The organism is Virgibacillus siamensis, assembly GCF_039522605.1.
GTDB lineage: Bacteria > Bacillota > Bacilli > Bacillales > Amphibacillaceae > Lentibacillus > Lentibacillus siamensis.
Genome location: NZ_BAAADS010000001.1, coordinates 15,338 through 35,030, shown reverse-complemented (window position 1 = coordinate 35,030; position 19,693 = coordinate 15,338). Strand labels below are relative to the sequence as shown.

Sequence of the window (19,693 nt, the reverse complement as noted above, 5' to 3'; positions counted from 1 at the left end):
TAAGGTGAGTTTTAACGTTTATTTCAACGTATCCTTGATGCTTTCATATACTGCCTGCCAAAATGATGGGTTGTCGCGGAATGATTTGGACATAAACATGTACATTTCTTTTGCTTTTTCATCATAATCATTGGCCTCTTTCGCTGGGAGTTTTTGTCTGGATTCCTCAACATATTCCTGGACTTTGCCTGCGCGCGGTCCCCATTTTGCTACTTCGTTTCCATCATCATCGATAAAAATAAAAATGGGGATGGAGCGGGATTTGCCGTTGGTCAGATACTGGTCCATCAGCTCCAGATTCTGATCCCGCAGCAGCATGTGAACCGGCATTTTCGCCTGCTCGGCCAATCGTAACAGTACCGGAACATTCAGCATGGCATCGCCGCACCAATCTTCTGTCAAAACAATCGCGCGTAGATAAGATTCCTGTAATTTTTGTATAAAAGCATCGTCCTCAGGCGGTTTGAAGCTGTCATAAATATGCAGCAGGTTTTCTTTATTCTGTTCCATTGCGTCAATATACGCATCAGGGTTCATTCCTTTGTTGAACCAATCGTTCAGATTCATTCGTCGTCCACTCCTTCAATGTAATGCTGCCATAAGTTTACCCAATTGGTGATAGGAGGTAAACAGATGTGCTTCACTTTGGAAAATCTGCTATGATGGTTACGTGAAAAGTTTCGAATCAAACTTGAAGGAGGACAAAAATGGAACAAGCGAACCGGGACTTCTTGCTGGAGCTATTACATACACCTTCACCATCAAGCAATGAAGTGGAAATTCAAAAAAAGTGGATAAACTATGTACAGGATTTTGCCGATGAAATCAAAACAGATCATGCCGGAAACGCAATCGGTGTCCTGAATCCAGCTGCCCCGTTTAAAGTGCTGCTGGCCGGTCACTGTGATGAAATAGCGCTCGTTATTAACCGAATTGACGAAGATGGATTTTTGCATTTTGATAAAATGGGCGGCATCAACCCAAAAGCCGCTGTCGGAATGAAGGTTACCGTTCTTGGATATAACGGACAGGTTACCGGGGTGATCGGTGTTAATGCACAGCACCATGGCGGATTGAAGAATGATTTTGATCTCGAGGATTTGTTTATCGACTGTGGTTATCGCAAAAAGGATGAAGCGGAAAAACACGTCCAGATTGGGGATTTAGCGGTATATAAAACAGACCCGGAAATTTTAATGGATCGATATGTTTCCGGCCGCGGCCTGGATAACCGGACTGGATCTTTCATCGTTGCAGAAGTTTTGAAACGTCTGTCGCAAAAAGGAAGCAATGTTGGTGTATATGCGGCAAGTACCGTCAATGAAGAAACCAATATGGGCGGGGCATATTTTGCTGCTGCCGGTATTGAACCAACCATGGCACTTGCCATCGATGTGACCTTCGCAACCGACTATCCGGGTGTCAACAAGAACAAGCATGGCGATGTGAAATTGGAAGGCGGCCCCGTGCTGGCAAAAGGTGCCCCGATAAATAATAAAATCAACAAACTGCTTGAGAAAACAGCACGGGAACTGAACATGCATGTACAGTATGAACTGACACCAAGAATGACGGGAACAGATGCAGATCGAATGCGGCTGACCGGCCGGGGAGTACCGGTGTCACTCGTTTCGCTCCCGCTTCGGTATATGCATTCACCGGTAGAAACGTCAAGTCTAAATGATATTGATGAAGAAATTGAATTGCTGGTTACGATGATCGCCAATTTGAGTGGAGATGAAAGTCTGAATCCACTTGATGATTGAGATATTTAAAAAACCCCGACTCTTTTAGGGTTCTGGGTTTTTGCGTTTGATCAGATCAGTAGTATAAAAGAACCTCATTTTACAGGATAATTCTATGTCTTTTTATCCAGTGAAATGAGGTTTTTTTGTAAAATAAGGAAAAAACAACCATATTTGACATGTTTTATAAATGAGTTGTCATTCACAACAAATGATACTGGTCGTTTGGATGCATTTTTTTTAATCGAATAAAGAAAGTTATTTAACCAATGTTTTGTTCAATATGCGCGTGTATTGTTGTAACGGCTTTCAGCGCCGTATACATGGTTTTTGTCAGTGAAAAACTGGTACTTTTGACCAACAAGAAATTTTTGCAAAATACGACAATTCTATCAATTGCGTTTACCCTAAGATTTATCGACTTCGTTCGACAGAAAATTTAAAAATAATACAGTACGATTACAATAACAACAAAGATATTACAAACAGCTCCACCATCAGCTGAGAACCGGCACTAATTTTATTAGTAAAGGAGGCGAGTGGGAGCTTTTTGTTGTATTACGGTACTTTTAAAAACAAGGAGGAGGAATGAAATTGCGCAGGAAAAAGCGTCAAGTACGGATCTTTAGTATTGTTGCGTCACTGCTTATGGTATTTTCGCTTGCAATGCCTGGACTTTCTTATGCCGAGTCGAATGGAAAAATTCATACATCGGTAAAAGATACACAGGCCGTTGCAAAAGAGAAAATGAACAATCGGCTGCAGAAGCAGTTTAAGCAGAAAGACAAAGTGACTTTCCTCATCAAGTTTAAAGAAAAGGCAGATTCGATGAAAGTCGCAAAACAAGCCAAGAAAAGTGCAAAAGCTGCTGATCTCACCGCACAAAAAACAGAATTTGTGCAGCGTTCGGCAGTCATTTCCGAACTGAAGTCAACCTCCCTTGAATCACAGCGAAATGTAAAGAAATTTTTGCAGAAGCAAAAAAAGAAAGGCAATGCCGACAATATTCAATCGTTTCATATTGTCAATGGGATGGCCGTTACTGCTACCAAGGAAGTGGCGAAAAATGTAGCGAGCTTTGCCGAAGTTGAGAAGATTTTGCCTAACGAAACGAGACAATTATTTAACGCTGTAACAAAGAAGGCAAAAACACCTGATTCAGGCTCAGACAATGTGGAGTGGAATGTGGAACAGGTCAGAGCTCCACAGGTTTGGGATATGGGTATCGATGGTTCCGGAACTGTCGTTGCCAGCATTGATACCGGCGTTCAATGGAATCATCCCGCGCTGAAAGATAATTACCGCGGCTATGATGAATCCACCGGTGAAGTGAACCATGATTTTAACTGGCTGGATACAACAGAAGGCCAAGCCGAGCCATATGACGATCTCGGACATGGAACACACACAATCGGCACCATGGTCGGAAGTGAGCCGGACGGTAGCAATCAGGTTGGTGTGGCACCGGGAGCTGAGTTTATTTCCGTTAAAGCATTTACCGCTGCGGGCGGAACTGATGTTGATCTGCTGGAAGCTGCCGAATGGATTCTGGCACCGACTGATTCAGAAGGCAATGCCCGTGCTGATATGGCCCCGGATATCGTAAACAATTCATGGGGCGGCGGACCGGGTCTCGATGAATGGTACCGTGATGTCGTTACCAACTGGAGAGCTGCAGGAATTCTGCCAGTCTTTTCTGCTGGTAATACTGGACTTGGTAATCCAGGCGGACCAGGATCAGTTGCAGCACCGGCAAACTATCCTGAGTCATTTGCGGTTGGTGCAACAGACAGCAATGACGAACTCGCCGGATTCTCATTACTGGGACCGTCTCCATACGACGAAATTAAGCCCGATATTTCTTCACCAGGTGTGGGAGTACGCTCATCTGTACCTGGCAGCGGATATGAAGGCGGATGGAGTGGAACATCGATGGCAGCGCCGGCAGTGGCTGGTGTTGCGGCACTAATGCATCAGGTTGACAGCGGATTGACCGTTGATGAGATGGAGCAGGTCATGATGGACACTGCAATTCCATTAACAGATGAAGAATATCCTGAGTCGCCAAACAATGGATATGGTTACGGACTGGTTAACGCGTATGCAGCCGTGTCAGCCATCAACAGTGGAATCGGTACAATTGAAGGTACTGTCACCAAGCCTGGTGAAGACAGTGAAGCTCCTGTACTTGACCATAATCCTCCTAGTGAAACATACGAGGGTATGGATTTGGAGTTGAATGTTCAGGTAAGTGACAATGTTAGTGTTAATACTGTTCAATTAAGCTATCTTGATACAAATGGGGAATGGCAGACGGTTGACGCCGGACGTATATCCGGTGATTTCAAGGAAGGCGAATATACCGCTACCGTCCCAGGCGATCAGATTGCTGAAGGAACCCTGACGTATAAATGGATCGTTAACGATTTTGGTGATAATGAAGTTGTCAGTGACGAATATACCGTCGAAGTCAAAGCTGGTATTTCCACCGGTTATTCGGAGGACTTTGAATCTGACCCTGCTGGCTGGACTTCATTTGGAAACAATGACAGCTGGGAGTGGGGTGAACCAACAGCAGGCCCTGATGACGCGGCATCAGGCGAAAAGGTTTATGCCACAAACCTTGACGGTGAGTATGGTGATGACATGAACGCGACATTAGTCATGCCGCCAATTGACTTACCTGAAGGAAATGCCTATTTGCAATTCAATCAGTGGTATAGCCTGGAAAAATATGATTCCGGAAGTGCTTATGATTTCGGGCATGTATTTATATCAACCGATCGTGAAGAGTGGACACAGCTAACACAAATCGAAGGCGATTCAAACGGCTGGGTTCAGGCGGAAGTTGATTTGTCCGAATACAGCGGTCAGCGAATATATATTGGCTTTAATCTGACCTCTGATGTCAGTGTCGGTGAACCGGGCTGGTATATTGATGATGTAGCACTCTCTGAAACATCACAGGGCAATAAGGCATCTCTTGGAAAAGAAAAAGGAAACAATAGCAGCAATGGACACGATAACCGCTTGTTCCAAGGCCTTGGAATCAGCAATGGGCTTGGTGTAGTAAAAGCCAATCCGAAAGCCGGTTTGAAGGAAAAGGTGGATCCGGATAAGATTAAACCGTTAATGCCGAAAGATGAAAATCCACCTGTTAAGGAAGATGCAGTAAATCCAAATCTGCTGCCAATGAGTGCAACAGTCAGTGTATTGGAATCCGGTCGATCGGTAACGACTGATCCGGCAACAGGTAACTATTCATTAAGTCATGCTGCTGGAGACTATACACTGAAGGCGGAATCATACGGGTTTGCCTCAGAGGAACAATCCGTGGAACTCGAAGCGGATGGAACAGTGGAGGCAGACTTTACGCTTGAAGAACTTCCACAGGCAACCATCAGTGGTACGATTACAGACCAGCAGACAGGTGAACCTGTTGAAGGGGCAACCATTATGCTGGAGGAAGATGCGAACGTTGAGCCGGTCACTTCTGATGAAAATGGTAACTATTCCATTACAGGATATGAAGGAACATATACGGTAAAAGTCCTTGCAAGAGATTACTACAGCAAGGAAGTTGAAGTAAATCTTACAGAGGACAAGCAGCTTGATGTCGAGCTGGAGCCATTCTACACCTATCCTGGCGGTGAAATCGGCTATGATGATGGCACTGCTGAAAATGCACGCGCATTCTATGATGCAGGTAATGGCTGGGCAGTAAAAATGTCTCTGCCTGAGGGTAAAGATTCAGCTGTTGTAACAGAAGGTGTCTTCCAGTTCCATGGCACAGACTGGCCGGTTCCGGGTGGCACGGACTTTGCGGTTGAAGTATGGGATGCATCCGGTCCTGACGGTGCACCAGGTGAAAAGATTGCCGGACCAATTAATGCTGAGGCAATTCGTGATCTGGACGAGTGGACTGTCGTTGACCTCCGCGAACAGAATATTGTTGTCGACGGTGATTTCTATATGGTGTATATCCAGAAAAATGATAATCCGAATGCACCAGGGCTTGCAACGGACGAAAGCAGCACAAATGCTGAGCGCAGTTACCAATATGTTGGCGGAACATGGTCACCATCACCAGTCAGTGAAGGTAACTATATGATTCGCGCCCGGGTCAGCTATGAAGTAGCCGCTCCGGAAATCACTTCACCGGATGAAGGTTTGATTACAAATGATCCGAACCTGACTGTTGAAGGTACTGCTTCTCCTACTACTACCATTCAACTCATGAATAACGGGGAAGAAGCAGGAACTGCCGAAATCGGTGACAATGGTAAATTTGCCATCGATGTGGAAATGAATGAAGGTGCAAATGAATTCAAGGCAGTATCAAAACTCGATGGTGCTGTCACAGGTGAATCAGATCCGGTTACCGTTACGCTGGATACGACAAAACCTGAACTGACGATTGACAGTCCTCAGGATGGGGATAAAACAAATCGTGAAACCGTGACTGTTGAAGGAATCGTTGCTGATGCAAACCTTGATTTTGTAAAAGTCAATGGACGTACAGCAGATGTAGCCGAGGATGGATCATACTCCAAACGGATTCTGCTGAACAACGGAGAAAATGAAATCGAAGTTGTTTCCAAAGACTTGGCCGGTAATACGACTACGAAAACAGTGACGATTGACGTGGACTTTGAAGCACCGACAATCAGTAACCTGACACCGACTGAGGATAAACATCTCGATGCAGGTGAAAGTGTAAGGATTGAGTTTGACAGTGAGCCTGGACAGAATGCAACGTTCTTTATCCACATGCCGCTGACAAACGCCAGAGCAAAAGTGTCCAATGCAACTGAACTTCCAATGATGGAAATGGAAGATGGGCATTATGTCGGCTACTGGACAGTGCCAAGCAACGTGGTTGCAGAAGGTGCTGAGATTGAAGTGAAAGTCGTTGATGACTTTGGTAATGAAACCCGTCAAACAACAGAGGGTAAATTATTTATCAATGTTGAAGGCGACGAATAATCAGTAGTTGATGTGAGAAGGGCGCTGATGTGGCGCCCTTCTTTAAATTTGCAGCGGGAATTTTACTGGTTCCAGCAAGCAAAATCAGCACTGCTGACTTTTTTGAAGCAAAAAACTTTTCAAATACATAAATTAATAGTATACTAATTTCAAACAACATATCGATTCCATCTTCGGGGCAGGGTGCAATTCCCGACCGACGGTGATGAACAGTTGATGTTCAAAGTCCGTGACCCGCAAAGCATTCGCTTAGCGGTTGACCTGGTGTGAGTCCGGGACCGACAGTTACAGTCTGGATGGGAGAAGATGCGAGCTGAAATGGTGCATTATTGCGCCTCTATTTTCCAGTGAATAATACCCTAAAGCCCCGATTAGGCTTTAGGGATTTTTTATATATTCAGGAATAAGCTTATCCTTCATCACTGCATAGATGTGAATCGATAAAAGATGAGGGAGGATTTTGATGATGAAAACTGCCAATGTGCAATCATCCAAATTGTTAAAACTTATTATTCTGGCATTACTCGGAACTATTTCGCTGTTATTATTTTTTGTTAATTTTCCACTGCCGTTTTTGCCGCCGTACTTGAAAATTGATTTCAGTGAGGTGCCGGCATTGATTGCTGCACTGATTTTTTCACCAATGGCCGGCGTCTTTGTGGAGGCAATAAAGAATATGTTATATCTGATTGTTTCAGGTGCCGGTGATCCGATCGGCGTTACCGCAAACTTTCTGGCAGGGGTCATGTTTATTGTGCCTGTTGCGGTTCTTTACCATAAATATAAAGGTGTAAAGAGTATTATTTCCGGATTGGTATCTGGAACTGTTATTATGGCAATCGGCATGAGCGTGCTGAATTACCTTGTTGTTTTGCCTGCATATGCATGGTTTATGGGCTGGGGCGATATGAGCAGCGCTGCTAAATGGGCAGCAGTTTCCCTTGGTGTTCTGCCATTTAATATTATAAAGGGTATTATTGTAGGGATGCTGTTTGTACCGTTATTTGTAAAAATGAGAACATGGATTGAGCAAAAACAATCGAATTTAGCCGCATAACTATGAAAAAGTGCTTCCGAATTGGGGGCGCTTTTTTGTTGGCAGTTAATAAAGAATGAGATTGAGGAGATAACAGTATTAACAAAGGGGTAAGTATGTTTGGAGAACAGTGAAAATATCGGGTGAAGGAAAATATATCGGCCGAATCACCAATAAATTGAGAATGCGGCTTCAAAAAATTGATTAATTATAATTAGATTTGATACAATTATGCTGGCTGTCAGGATTATGACAATTCCAATGCAGAAATTGTCATAATTGCTGACGCCTGACATGCGATTAATGTGAAACAACCACGCTTTTTGATAGAATAGTGAAGTAATGAATTATTGAAGATGAAAGGACTGAGTGATTTGTCAGTTGAATGGAAATCAGTGCGTACATATGACGATATTGTGTACGAGAAATGCGAGGAAGGCATTGCCAAAATCACAATCAATCGTCCGGAAAAACACAATGCATTTACCCCGAATACCATTGACGAGTTAATCGATGCATTTAGCGATTCCAGAAATGACAGCAAGGTCGGGGCAATTATTTTTACTGGAATGGGAGATAAGGCATTTTGTTCCGGTGGTGATCAGATGGTCAGGGGAGATGGTGGTTACGTCGGAAATGATCAGATTCCAAGACTGAACTTGCTTGATCTGCAGCGTCTTATGCGCTTCACACCGAAGCCGATTATTGCGATGGTAGCTGGTTACGCTATCGGTGGTGGCCATGGCCTTCATGTTATCTCTGACTTGACAATCGCTGCGGACAACGCAATTTTCGGCCAAACTGAGAGCCGTGTGGGCAGTGTTGACGCTGGATATGGACAGGGCTTCCTGGCCGAAATCGTTGGTCAGAAGAAAGCGCGTGAAATCTACTATTTAAGCTTGCAATATACGGCTGAAGAGGCGGATAAGATGGGGCTCGTTAATAAGGTGGTTCCCTTGGATCAGTTGGAGGAAGAAACGATTAAGTGGGCAAAACAGCTTGTCGCGAAAAGCCCAACAGCACTAAGACTGATGAAAGCATCATTTAATGCTGATACAGACGGCCTCGCAGGCTTGCAACAACTAGGCGGTGACGCAACATTGCTCTACTACAGGACGGAAGAATCAAAAGAGGGACGCGACGCCTTCAAGGAAAAACGCGAACCTGACTTTTCAAAATTCCCGCGTTTTCCGTAAACTATACCATGAAAAAACAGCTTGATGAGACTGCCATCAAGCTGTTTTTTATGATATCCAACATGGACTCTGAATGGTGGATATTTACTCATCATCAAGCTTTTTCCCCAAACTAAGAGAAGATAAGAAATAGACAGCTCAAAAAACCGCCTAATCAGACAGGCGGTTTCATCAAACAAGCAGCTATTTTTTTGGAACAACTCCAATCGTACAGCGGGAGATGCAAATTAGGTTATCCGCTTCATCGGTGATTTTAATTTCCCATACCATCGTTGTTTTTCCGAGATGTGTAGGGGTTGCAGCTGCGGTAACCGTTCCTTCACGTTTGCTTTTTACATGATTCGCGTTAATTTCAATGCCGAAAACGAGATTTGTTTCCGGATCAACATTCAACATGGAGCCCATGCTTGCTGCGGTTTCAGCAAGTGCAACACTGGCACCGCCGTGCAGGTATCCGACTGGCTGGTGAGTCCGGTGGTCAACCGGCATTGTCATGATCACTTCATCTTTGTCCATTTTCACTGTTTCAATGCCAAGTGCTTCGATGAGCGTGTTTGATGTATCCAATCGTAAGTCCCCCTCATACAAAATTGCTGATCAATAATGAGATTCCCAAAAGAAATCCGTAAATCGTGTTGGTTTTACCGGTAGCTACCATAGCAGGCAGCATTTCCAATGGTTTGGTTTTGCCCTGGAATTTTTTAATAACATCCACTGCAATTACAATGCTTAAGAACGAAATAAGCGACCACAGCGGTAATAATCCCGTGAAAATATAAATGGCCGTTAATACAAATGATACAGTAAACATGACAGCTAAAAATGTAATGGCCTTTTTCCTTCCGAGCAGGATTGCCAATGTTTTGCGGCCGTTTTCCTTGTCTCCATCCAGGTCACGGATGTTGTTGGACATCATGATGCCGCCAATAAATATAGCAATCGGTAAGGAAATCCATACAACGGATGCAGTAAATTCGAGTGTCTGGATATAATAACTGATACAGATGATGACGGTTCCCATCAAAAATCCGGAAGAAATTTCACCGAATGGCGTGTAAGCGATTGGATAAGGGCCGCCGGTATATAAGTATCCGAACAGCATGCAAACCGAGCCGATCACGGCAATCCACCAGCTTGAGGCTATGCAAATATAAACACCGAGCAGGACAGCAATTCCAAAGAAAGTAAGCGCCAGATTCAGGACTGTTTTCGGTTTGACACCATCCCTTACAATCGTCCCGCCGATACCAACAGACTGGTCGTTGTCCAAGCCTCGCACGAAATCGTAATACTCATTGAACATATTTGTTGCGGCCTGAATAAGCATGGATGCCAGCAGCATGGCAATGAATAATCCGACATGAAGTGTGTGTTCCTGGATGGCAAACATTGTTCCAATAAAAACCGGAACAAATGAAGCTGTCAAAGTGTGCGGACGGAGCAGGCGCCACCAGATTTGAAATCCGCTTTTTTCATTTAATGCTTGTTTTACTGATGTATGATTTGCTGAATTCACAGTTGTTCTCTCCCTAAATGTATATCATATTAATTTTAGGCAATTCCATAGGGGGTGTCAATTGTTAAAAGCCACAAAAACGACATAAAAGGAAAGATTTCTTGAGAATCACTTCAAAAGCGAATAAAATAGATATGGTACTTATGTGTGTTACTTATCACATTGCAAAGTGCTCCTATTTATGTGTTGTTAATGGGCGCTTCTGCTTTGTTTAAGACGGAGGTTCATGAAATGATTGAAATAAAGGAAGAACTGCTTGAGTCTGTACTTGAGGGGGCAATTCATGAAATAGACGATAATGCTGCAAAATTAATCAGCATTACGCGTAAAATAGACGCGATCGAGCCGCTGCATTTTTTTGTGAATGCGAAACAGCTCGCGAAAGATCGCACATTCTGGTCCAGTACTGCTGATCAGTTTTATATTGTCGGAATTGGCAAGGCACATACCATCCGTGCTGATTCCAACCGATTCCAAAAAACGGAAAAATTATGGAGGAACTTGCTGGATGAAGCGATAATCCATAATCCTTTTCAGACACCCGGAACTGGTATGCTTGCGCTCGGTGGCATGTCATTTGATCCGGGAATCCGCAAATCATCGCTGTGGGAAAAATTTGATCACAGCTTGTTTGCCATTCCTGAATACATGCTAACGGTTAATGAATCCGGATATTTTTTAACTGTAAATGTACAGGCAGATGCAGAAACAAATGCCAATAAATTAGCGGGTATAATCAGACGGAATGAAGAAGTATTGATAAAACCGCGTCCTGTATTGTCTGCAGGTCCATCGATTCAATGGCAGGAAGAAGTTGCTCCGCGTGATTGGATGGATACGGTTAAGGATGCAACTGAAGCGATTGAACAGAATGAAGCGGATAAAATCGTTCTGGCCAGAGAACTGCGTGTTAAGCTGGACAGCACAGTTGACATTGCTGCTGTTTTGAATAACCTGATAAAAACGCAATCAAACAGTTTTGTGTTTGCTTTTGAGCAGGGTGGGGACTGTTTTGTTGGAGCAACCCCTGAACGGCTCGCTAAGATTGAAGGGACAAATGTACTTTCAACATGTTTGGCAGGGACAGCACCGAGAGGGAAGACGGTTTCAGAGGACAAGCGTATTGGAGAGAACCTTCTTTACGATGAAAAAAACCGCAGTGAGCATGAATTTGTTGTCAGCATGATTAAGCAGGCAATGGATCAATATTGCACGGATATTGAAATACCGGATAAACCGGTGATTTATCCGCTGAAAAATCTGCAGCATTTATATACACCAGTAACCGCAACATTGAAGGATGGTTACAGTATTTTCGATATTATAGGTGAGCTCCATCCGACACCAGCCCTTGGAGGGGTTCCGCGTGATGAATCACTTGAATTTATTCGTGAACATGAGCAATTGGACCGTGGCTGGTATGGGGCCCCGATCGGATGGCTCGACAGCAACGGTAACGGGGAATTCGCTGTTGCGATCCGGTCTGGACTTATCCAGGGAGATGAAGCGTCACTTTTTGCCGGCTGTGGTGTTGTTCGGGATTCAGATCCTCTGGCGGAATATGAGGAAACAGCTATCAAATTTACACCAATGTTGTCCGTGTTAGGAGGGTAACCATGAATCACACAGAAAAACTGACTCGTTATACGGCAAATTTTGTGGATGAACTTGTCATTAGCGGACTAAGGGATGTGGTTATTTCACCGGGTTCCCGCTCGACACCGCTTGCCATGACTTTTTCCGAACATCCGGAAATGTCGCAGTGGGTGATTCTTGATGAACGGTCGGCTGCATTTTTTGCGTTGGGGATGGCTAAAAAGAAACAACAGCCGGTCGCAATTGTCTGTACGTCCGGGACGGCAGCTGCCAACTATTTTCCGGCTATTGTCGAGGCTTATTACAGCAGGGTTCCTTTGGCTGTTCTTACAACAGATCGTCCACATGAGTTGAGAGATGTGGGTGCACCCCAAGCAATCGGGCAATTGAAATTATATGGTGATTATGTGAAATGGTTCCATGAGATGGCATTACCTGAAGCGGACGATACCATGCTCCATTATGTCCGAAGTAAGGCCTCACGTGCTGTCAACACCGCAAGTGAGGGGAATGCCGGTCCGGTACATTTGAATTTTCCGTTCCGCGAACCGCTTGTACCTGATTTCACCCTGGAAAATTTGTGGGGTGAGCATACTGGTCATGCCTACTATCCAACTTTTACCGGCTCAAGAAAGCTGCGTGATAATCAGACTGAACAGCTTTTTGATCAGTTAAAGCCGTATGGGAAAGGTCTCATCGTGTGCGGTCCACACACAGACCATAATTTAGCCGTGGCACTTGTACAGTTTGCATCTGCATGGGGGCTGCCGATTCTCGCTGACCCGCTTTCACAACTCCGGGCCGGAAAGCATAATAAAGACGTCATTATGGAAGGCTACGATGCAATTCTGAGGGATGAAACAATCCGGCAAAAGCTGAAACCTGATTATATTATCCGCTTCGGTGCCATTCCTGTTTCCAAACCATATCTTTTTTATGTGAAAGAACATGGCGACGTTCCGCAGTTCATTGTCGAACAGGAGGCGGGTTACCGGGAACCAGCTGGCAACCGCTCTCAGTTTATTTATGCGGATGCGGTTGAATTGTGCAGAGAACTTGCTGCTAAAAAGAACACTTCTGATGAAAGTTGGCTTGCTTCTTGGCAGTCGATGAATCACATTGCCAAACATCATCTGCTGAACCAGGAAGAGGATCTGACGGAAGGTAGTGCTGTAAGGGTTCTGGCGGAAACCATCCCTGAAGGCGGAAACCTGTATGTCGGCAACAGCATGGCGATACGAGATGTGGATACCTTTTTTGCGACGACCTCAAAATCGGTAACTATTTTGGCCAACCGAGGTGCTAATGGTATCGATGGTTTGGTTTCGAGTGGTCTTGGTGCAGCGGCATCTGGTGAACCGACTGCCTTGCTGCTTGGGGATTTGTCTTTTTTCCATGATTCAAACGGGTTGCTCGCTGCCAAACAATACAACATCAATATTACCATTTTACTGATTAACAACGATGGTGGCGGGATTTTTTCATTTTTACCGCAAAAGAATCATGAGCAGCATTTTGAAGCGCTATTCGGAACACCGATGAATGTTGATTTCAGCCGTATCGTCGGGATGTATGACGGGACTTATGCACACGTATCGACTACCCGAGAATTACAGGATGCGCTTGAAGCAAGTTACAGGTATCATGGTTTATCAGTGATTGAAGTAAAAACAGACCGTACGGAAAACATGAACTGGCATCGCGGAAAGTGGGAAGTTATTACGAAAGAGTTGTTAAAAAAACTCTCTTCGTAAATTTTGCACTTCATAATCTCGTGATCGAACGAAACTGCGACATAGTTCCGATTAGCATGTTGCACTTCGGCCCACGCCGTTGGAATATACTCGCTTTCACTTATGCTCGAAAGTGAAAGCGAGGTGTATTTCCGCAGCGGTGTTATACCACTCAACTTTTGTCAACGTACTTCGCAGGTTTATGGATTCTGTGTTAAAAACAACAGTTGAAAATAAAGGAATGATTCGGTGTATTTTTCGACAAGTAATACATCCTATTGGTACGAGACAACAGGTGAAGGGGAACCGGTGGTATTGTTGCATGGGTTCACTGGAAGTTCTGAAACCTGGTCCGGTTTTGTGCGTCAGTGGCAGCATGAATTTCAGGTGATTACAATTGATTTACCGGGCCACGGAAAAACAAGGCACAGCCGGCCGGTGACGATGGAAGAATGCTGCTCGGACCTGGTGAGTCTGTTCAACCATCTCGCGCTTCGAAAAGTTCATGTGATTGGTTATTCAATGGGCGGCAGAACTGCATTATCGCTAGCGATGCTTTACCCGGAAAAGCTGTGTTCACTTACGCTTGAAAGTACATCTCCCGGTCTTTCGTATGAACAGGAGCGAATGGATCGCCGGAACCGGGATACGCAACTCGCAAAACGACTCGAACGGGATGGGATTGAAGTATTTGTTCATTTTTGGGAAAACATTCCGCTGTTCGATACGCAAAAGAAATTGCTGAATGATACGAGACAAAAAATTCGGAATGAACGGTTAAACCAATCAGCAGAAGGGCTCGCCATGTCACTCCGCAGTATGGGAACAGGGCAGCAGCCATCTTGGTGGGGCAGACTGCATGAGTTGAAGCTGCCGGTTTTACTGCTGGCGGGAGCGTATGATGAGAAATTTATCGGAATCAATAAAAAAATGGCAAAGCGCATGCAACAAGCGAGTCTGAGGCTAATTGAGAATGCTGGACATGCAATTCATGTGGAGCAACCGCAGATTTTTGGTAAAATAGTAACTGAATTTTTAAGGACCAAATAATGGTACATGTGAAAGTGGTAAAGTTTCCGTGAATTCCCGATTGAATACGTTGATGAGAGGCCTTTGCTGAATTTAGGCAAAGGCTTTTCCGATGAAAAAATATAGCTGATCCCATTTTTATAAAGGAGGTATAAACCAATGTCTGAATCAATTCCACACTGGCTGACCAAACAGGCAGATCTTGCACCGGGTAAAATGGCAATTGAACATGAGGACGGCTTAGCCATTTCGTTTCGAGAACTTAAAGAATCAAGCCAGCATTTTGCCAAAAAGTTGGCTCAGCTTGGGATTACAACTGGTTCGCGTGTGGGTGTTTTATCAGCCAACCATAGTGATATGGTAATTGCTGTTCATGCTTTAAGTTACCTAGGGGCAGTTGCCGTTATGCTCAATACGCGTTTGACCGACAATGAATTGAACTACCAGATTCATGATGCCGATGTTGCATTTGTACTGGTACAGGAACACGGTCCGCAGCTGGATGCTTCCGTATACACATTTTCAGAAATAAAAAAGTTGGAGGAAAAAGACGTATTCCTGCAAACGGAATTAAATCTGGATGATGTATTTACCATTATTTATACATCAGGCACAACCGGCTTTCCGAAAGGGGTCATGCACACATACGGCAATCACTGGTGGAGTGCAGTTTCCTCCATGCTGAATTTCGGCCTGGACAAAGACGATAAGTGGTTGGCTGTCTTGCCGATTTTTCATGTCGGCGGGCTGTCCATCTTTTTACGCAGTGTAATTTATGGAATTCCGGCATATTTGCTGGAAAAATTTGATGCAAACAAAGTGAACGAAGCAATTTTGACAAAAGATATTACGATTGCATCGGCAGTACCGGTCATGCTGAAAAAATTGACGGACGCTCTTGGCAGTCAAACCTACCCGGATAAATTCAGAAGTGTATTGCTTGGTGGAGGTCCTGCATCAAGGTCCCTTTTGGAAAAAGCCAGGACTCATAAGATTCCGGTATTTCAATCTTTTGGAATGACCGAAACTTCATCCCAAATCGTGACACTGAGTCCGGATCATGCTTTGGATAAACCAGGCTCATCAGGAAAACCATTATTCCCGGCGCAACTAAAAATTGACCCGTCTGAGAACGGAATCGGTGAAATTTTAGTAAAGGGGCCAATGGTTACAAAAGGATATTTCAACAACAAGTCTGCGACGGAACGAACTTTTGTCGACGGCTGGCTGGCAACAGGCGATCTTGGATATACAGATGATGATGGTTTTCTTTATGTTGTTGACCGTAGAAAAGATTTAATTATATCCGGTGGCGAAAATATTTATCCGAGTGAAATTGAGACGGTACTTTCCAGACTTAATGTCATTCGGGAAGCCGCTGTTGTCGGTGTGAAAAGTGACGAATGGGGCCAGGTTCCCGTAGCATTTGTCGTGAAAAACGGAGAAACGACTGCTGAAGAAATTATGGAATTTATGAAGAATCACCTGGCCAAGTACAAACTGCCGAAAGAAATTCATTTCATCGACAAGCTTCCGCGAAATGCCTCCAACAAAATTGTCCGGGCTAAATTATTGGACCTTTTGGCAGAATAATGCAATTTTTTATCGAAAAATGTTTAAAAATCTCTCCTGAAGGTATATATAACTATATTTCAGGAAAGGGGAGTTTTGATGAACTTTTTCGATCAGTATTTATCCGCAAATTTTATGCAGGGATTGCAAAATTTCGTCATTGCAATTGTCATACTACTTGTTGGCTGGCTGATTGCGAAGCTTATTGCCAATGCCGTTGAAAAGGGACTTGGAAAAACAGATTTGGATGAAAAGTTGTTCAACAAATTTCGGACAAGTGATAAACCGCTGAACTCGAACCAGATTGTTAGCAAAGTGGTTTATTACATATTGCTGATCATCGTGTTTATCATTTTCTTTAATTTGTTAAACCTTAATATGATCGCAAATCCTTTATCTGACTTGATTTCAACATTCTTTGCATTTATCCCGACAGTTTTAAAAGCAGCATTAATTCTTCTGCTTGCTTTTGTACTGGCCAGCGTTATTCAGTGGCTCGTCGTTACCGGGGGTAAGAAGGCAAATCTGCAGAAATTATTTTCCAAGTTAAAGATTTCAGCAGACGAAGATAATGCCGATAGAACGATTGAAACAGCAGGTAAAGTAGCATTTTATCTGATTCTGTTACTATTCATCCCAGGTGTGCTTGATGCGCTGAGTATCGAGGGTGTATCAGAGCCGTTCAGCGGATTGCTGGCAACAGTACTTGCTTTCATTCCGAGATTGATAGCTGCTGCATTAATCTTTGTTGTCGGCTGGTTCCTAGCAAAAATTATTAAAGGAATCATTGTTAATCTCTTGAAGGCATTGGGTTCCGAGGGCTTGGTCATTAAACTGCGGCTGCAAAAGGTATTTGAAGGAACAAGTCTTGCCGCATTTGTCGGGAATCTTGTATTCATTCTGATCATGATTCCAATAACCATTGCAGCGTTGGAAAAGCTTGAACTGACTGGAATTACGGATCCGGCAATATCCATGCTGAATGAGATCATGAATATGATCCCGAATATTCTAATTGCTGCTGCACTTATTCTAGTGGGTGTGTGGCTTGGTAAATTTGTTGGCGAATTTGTTGCGGATTTACTACAGCGCCTTGGTTTTGACGGACTGGCAGCTAAAATTCAATTAGGTAATATGAATGCCTCTGAATCGAATATGAAACCTTCAGCACTTGTCGGGTACATTGTTCAGATACTCATTGTATTTTTTCTGGCGGTGCAGGCATTAAATCTGATTGGACTTGTATTCCTGGTTGATATTGCTTCAGCGATTACAGCCTATCTGCCAAATGTTCTGGCTGCGGTCCTTATTTTGGGTATTGCATTAATTGTGGCAGGCATTGTTGAAAAAGTGCTTGTAAATGTGCTGACCGGACCGGCAATTAGGATTCTGGCCACTTTTGCAAAATACGCGATTATCGTATTGGCAGGGTTTATGGCACTTTCACAACTTGGTATTGCAACATCCATTGTTACGTCAGCGTTCATCCTGATCCTTGGAGGACTTGCCCTAGCGTTTGGTCTTGCATTCGGTCTTGGCGGAAAAGAATTTGCAAGCAAGCATTTAGCTAAGTTTGACCGTACGCTGGATGAAACAAAAGTAAAAGACAATGAATAATGTGGAATATTGGAAGAGCATCTGCATATAATGCAGATGCTCTTTTTTGACGGTTAAAAAGAGGAAAAATCCTTTTTACTCCAGAAACAGTTGTTCGGACATTTTCTGAAATTTTAATTTTTCATTGAAAATGATTCTCAAAGTCATTGACTTATCCTTCCAAAGCAAATAAACTGTATATAGAAGATGTAAAAAAGTAAGTACATACATTCAGCTACATTTGTATGTTTGTTAGGTAAACAAAGATAGACCGTCTTCTGTATGCACATTGGCTAATAAGCATAATGATGAAAATTAGCCTGATTTTTCAAATGCAAAGAAGAATGACACAGGGAGAGATTCCAATATGCAGACGTTGGCAGCGAAGGATTTAACGCTTGGCTATGGCGACGATATCATAATAGATGATTTGGACATATCAATTCCAAAAGGTGAAATAACAGTATTTATTGGTGGTAATGGTTGTGGAAAATCTACTTTACTACGTTCATTAGCCCGTCTTTTGAAACCCAAAGGCGGCGATATTGTGCTGAATGGTGAAGATATCGCCAAAATGCGAACAAAGGAAGTGGCACAAAAACTTGCCATTCTTCCGCAGAGTCCGGTAACACCTGAAGGGTTAACGGTATTGGAACTTGTCAAACAGGGTCGTCATCCATACCGTGGATTTCTGAAACAATGGTCCAAAGATGATGACCAGGCGGTTAATAAAGCACTTGATGTAACAAATATGGCTTATTTACAAGATCGCACGGTTGATTCGCTTTCGGGCGGACAACGCCAGCGTGCATGGATTGCGATGACGCTCGCACAGGATACAGACACTATTTTACTTGATGAACCAACAACGTACTTGGATATGACACATCAAATCGATGTACTCGATTTATTGTTCGAGTTAAACGAGAAAGACGGACGTACTGTTGTAATGGTACTGCATGACCTGAACCTTGCCTGTCGGTACGCACATCATATTGTGGCTATCAGGGATAAGCAGGTTTTTGCACAAGGAAAACCGGAAGAGATTGTAACATGTAATCTTGTCCATGAGGTTTTCCAGATGAAATGTGACGTGACCTTTGATCCCATGTTCGGCACCCCGATGTGTATTCCGCATGGTAGAGGCAGATGTATCTATGCGAATGGTGCAGGAACCGGGACTGGTACATCACAGACCGCGCTTAATTAATTTGTTTAAAATGATATGCCCATTAATCGGCAATAAACCGGTTAATGGGTTTTTCTGTACATTCATTTTTAATTCTTAGGCAAATTAAGAATGGGAGGTGCAGCATGGAAAGAAAAAAATATTATGTCAATATGGCAAGTCAGGAAATTTCACGTATTGAATACGGAAATAATGCGGATTTTGTTATCTATGCCACGTGGGAAGAAGCACAAATGCTGCGGGCAAAGCTGGATCGTATGAATGATGCTGATTTCAATGGCTTCTTCAGAGCACATGTACCGATACGGCCATACCATCATGATCAGGCAAATGATGATTATGATGAGGGAATAACAGATGCATTCCGGATGATTTATGATTTGGGTAATGAAGCGACAAAAGAACATATTGTCAATATGGGAGTATTATCAGAAAATCATATGTAACTTGCAGCGGAAGAACAGGGTTGGAAGATCCTGTTCTTTTTTAGCTGATTATC

14 protein-coding genes and 1 riboswitch are annotated in these 19,693 nt (G+C 43.6%); of the genes, 11 read left to right on the top strand and 3 right to left on the bottom strand.

Translation table 11 applies throughout. The features are described from left to right. Positions 1–18: 18 nt before the first annotated feature. Positions 19–567: a thioredoxin family protein gene (locus ABD010_RS00135; RefSeq protein WP_343809168.1), complete on the bottom strand. Its 549-nt coding sequence runs from the start codon at positions 565–567 to the stop codon at positions 19–21. 140 nt (positions 568–707) lie between these two features. Between ABD010_RS00135 and ABD010_RS00130 the strand changes: the two genes are divergently transcribed. The 4 genes from ABD010_RS00130 to menB all read left to right on the top strand — a co-directional run bounded on the left by ABD010_RS00130 (position 708) and on the right by menB (position 8,963). Next, positions 708–1,766, top strand: a complete 1,059-nt coding sequence (locus ABD010_RS00130; RefSeq protein ID WP_343809167.1) for a M20/M25/M40 family metallo-hydrolase — start codon at positions 708–710, stop codon at positions 1,764–1,766. Between the two features lie 567 nt (positions 1,767–2,333). Further along, positions 2,334–6,731 (top strand): S8 family serine peptidase, encoded by a 4,398-nt coding sequence (locus ABD010_RS00125; protein WP_343809166.1) that lies wholly within the window; start codon positions 2,334–2,336, stop codon positions 6,729–6,731. Positions 6,732–6,896: 165 nt separating this feature from the next. After that, positions 6,897–7,043: riboswitch (FMN riboswitch) on the top strand. A 154-nt stretch (positions 7,044–7,197) separates the two neighbouring features. Continuing rightward, positions 7,198–7,788, top strand: a complete 591-nt coding sequence (locus ABD010_RS00120; protein WP_343810142.1) for an ECF transporter S component — start codon at positions 7,198–7,200, stop codon at positions 7,786–7,788. 353 nt (positions 7,789–8,141) lie between these two features. Then, positions 8,142–8,963, top strand: coding sequence for a 1,4-dihydroxy-2-naphthoyl-CoA synthase (gene menB / locus ABD010_RS00115; protein ID WP_390350870.1), 822 nt, complete (start codon positions 8,142–8,144; stop codon positions 8,961–8,963). Positions 8,964–9,146: 183 nt separating this feature from the next. Here menB and ABD010_RS00110 read toward each other — a convergent pair whose 3' ends face one another. Both ABD010_RS00110 and ABD010_RS00105 read right to left on the bottom strand, forming a co-directional pair. Further along, positions 9,147–9,530 carry a hotdog fold thioesterase gene (locus ABD010_RS00110; protein WP_343809164.1) on the bottom strand — a complete coding sequence of 128 codons (384 nt, stop codon included), beginning with the start codon at positions 9,528–9,530 and terminating at the stop codon, positions 9,147–9,149. A gap of 13 nt (positions 9,531–9,543) precedes the next feature. Next, positions 9,544–10,479: a 1,4-dihydroxy-2-naphthoate polyprenyltransferase gene (locus tag ABD010_RS00105; protein ID WP_343809163.1), complete on the bottom strand. Its 936-nt coding sequence runs from the start codon at positions 10,477–10,479 to the stop codon at positions 9,544–9,546. A gap of 231 nt (positions 10,480–10,710) precedes the next feature. Between ABD010_RS00105 and ABD010_RS00100 the strand changes: the two genes are divergently transcribed. The 7 genes from ABD010_RS00100 (at position 10,711) to ABD010_RS00070 (ending at position 19,640) form a co-directional block, all read left to right on the top strand. Next, positions 10,711–12,093 (top strand): isochorismate synthase, encoded by a 1,383-nt coding sequence (locus tag ABD010_RS00100; protein ID WP_343809162.1) that lies wholly within the window; start codon positions 10,711–10,713, stop codon positions 12,091–12,093. Positions 12,094–12,095: 2 nt separating this feature from the next. Beyond that, positions 12,096–13,829: a 2-succinyl-5-enolpyruvyl-6-hydroxy-3-cyclohexene-1-carboxylic-acid synthase gene (gene menD, locus ABD010_RS00095; protein WP_343809161.1), complete on the top strand. Its 1,734-nt coding sequence runs from the start codon at positions 12,096–12,098 to the stop codon at positions 13,827–13,829. Between the two features lie 228 nt (positions 13,830–14,057). Further along, positions 14,058–14,858 (top strand): 2-succinyl-6-hydroxy-2,4-cyclohexadiene-1-carboxylate synthase, encoded by an 801-nt coding sequence (gene menH, locus ABD010_RS00090; protein WP_343809160.1) that lies wholly within the window; start codon positions 14,058–14,060, stop codon positions 14,856–14,858. Positions 14,859–14,996: 138 nt separating this feature from the next. Next, the gene (locus ABD010_RS00085; RefSeq protein ID WP_343809159.1) at positions 14,997–16,430 is read left to right on the top strand and encodes an o-succinylbenzoate--CoA ligase; all 1,434 of its coding nucleotides are present in this window, start codon (positions 14,997–14,999) and stop codon (positions 16,428–16,430) included. A gap of 78 nt (positions 16,431–16,508) precedes the next feature. Continuing rightward, entirely contained in the window at positions 16,509–18,026 is a 1,518-nt protein-coding gene (locus tag ABD010_RS00080; RefSeq protein ID WP_343809158.1) for a mechanosensitive ion channel, read from the top strand. Between the two features lie 346 nt (positions 18,027–18,372). Further along, the gene (locus ABD010_RS00075; RefSeq protein ID WP_343809157.1) at positions 18,373–19,215 is read left to right on the top strand and encodes an ABC transporter ATP-binding protein; all 843 of its coding nucleotides are present in this window, start codon (positions 18,373–18,375) and stop codon (positions 19,213–19,215) included. A 104-nt stretch (positions 19,216–19,319) separates the two neighbouring features. Then, positions 19,320–19,640, top strand: coding sequence for a hydrolase (locus ABD010_RS00070; RefSeq protein WP_343809156.1), 321 nt, complete (start codon positions 19,320–19,322; stop codon positions 19,638–19,640). Positions 19,641–19,693: the final 53 nt, after the last annotated feature.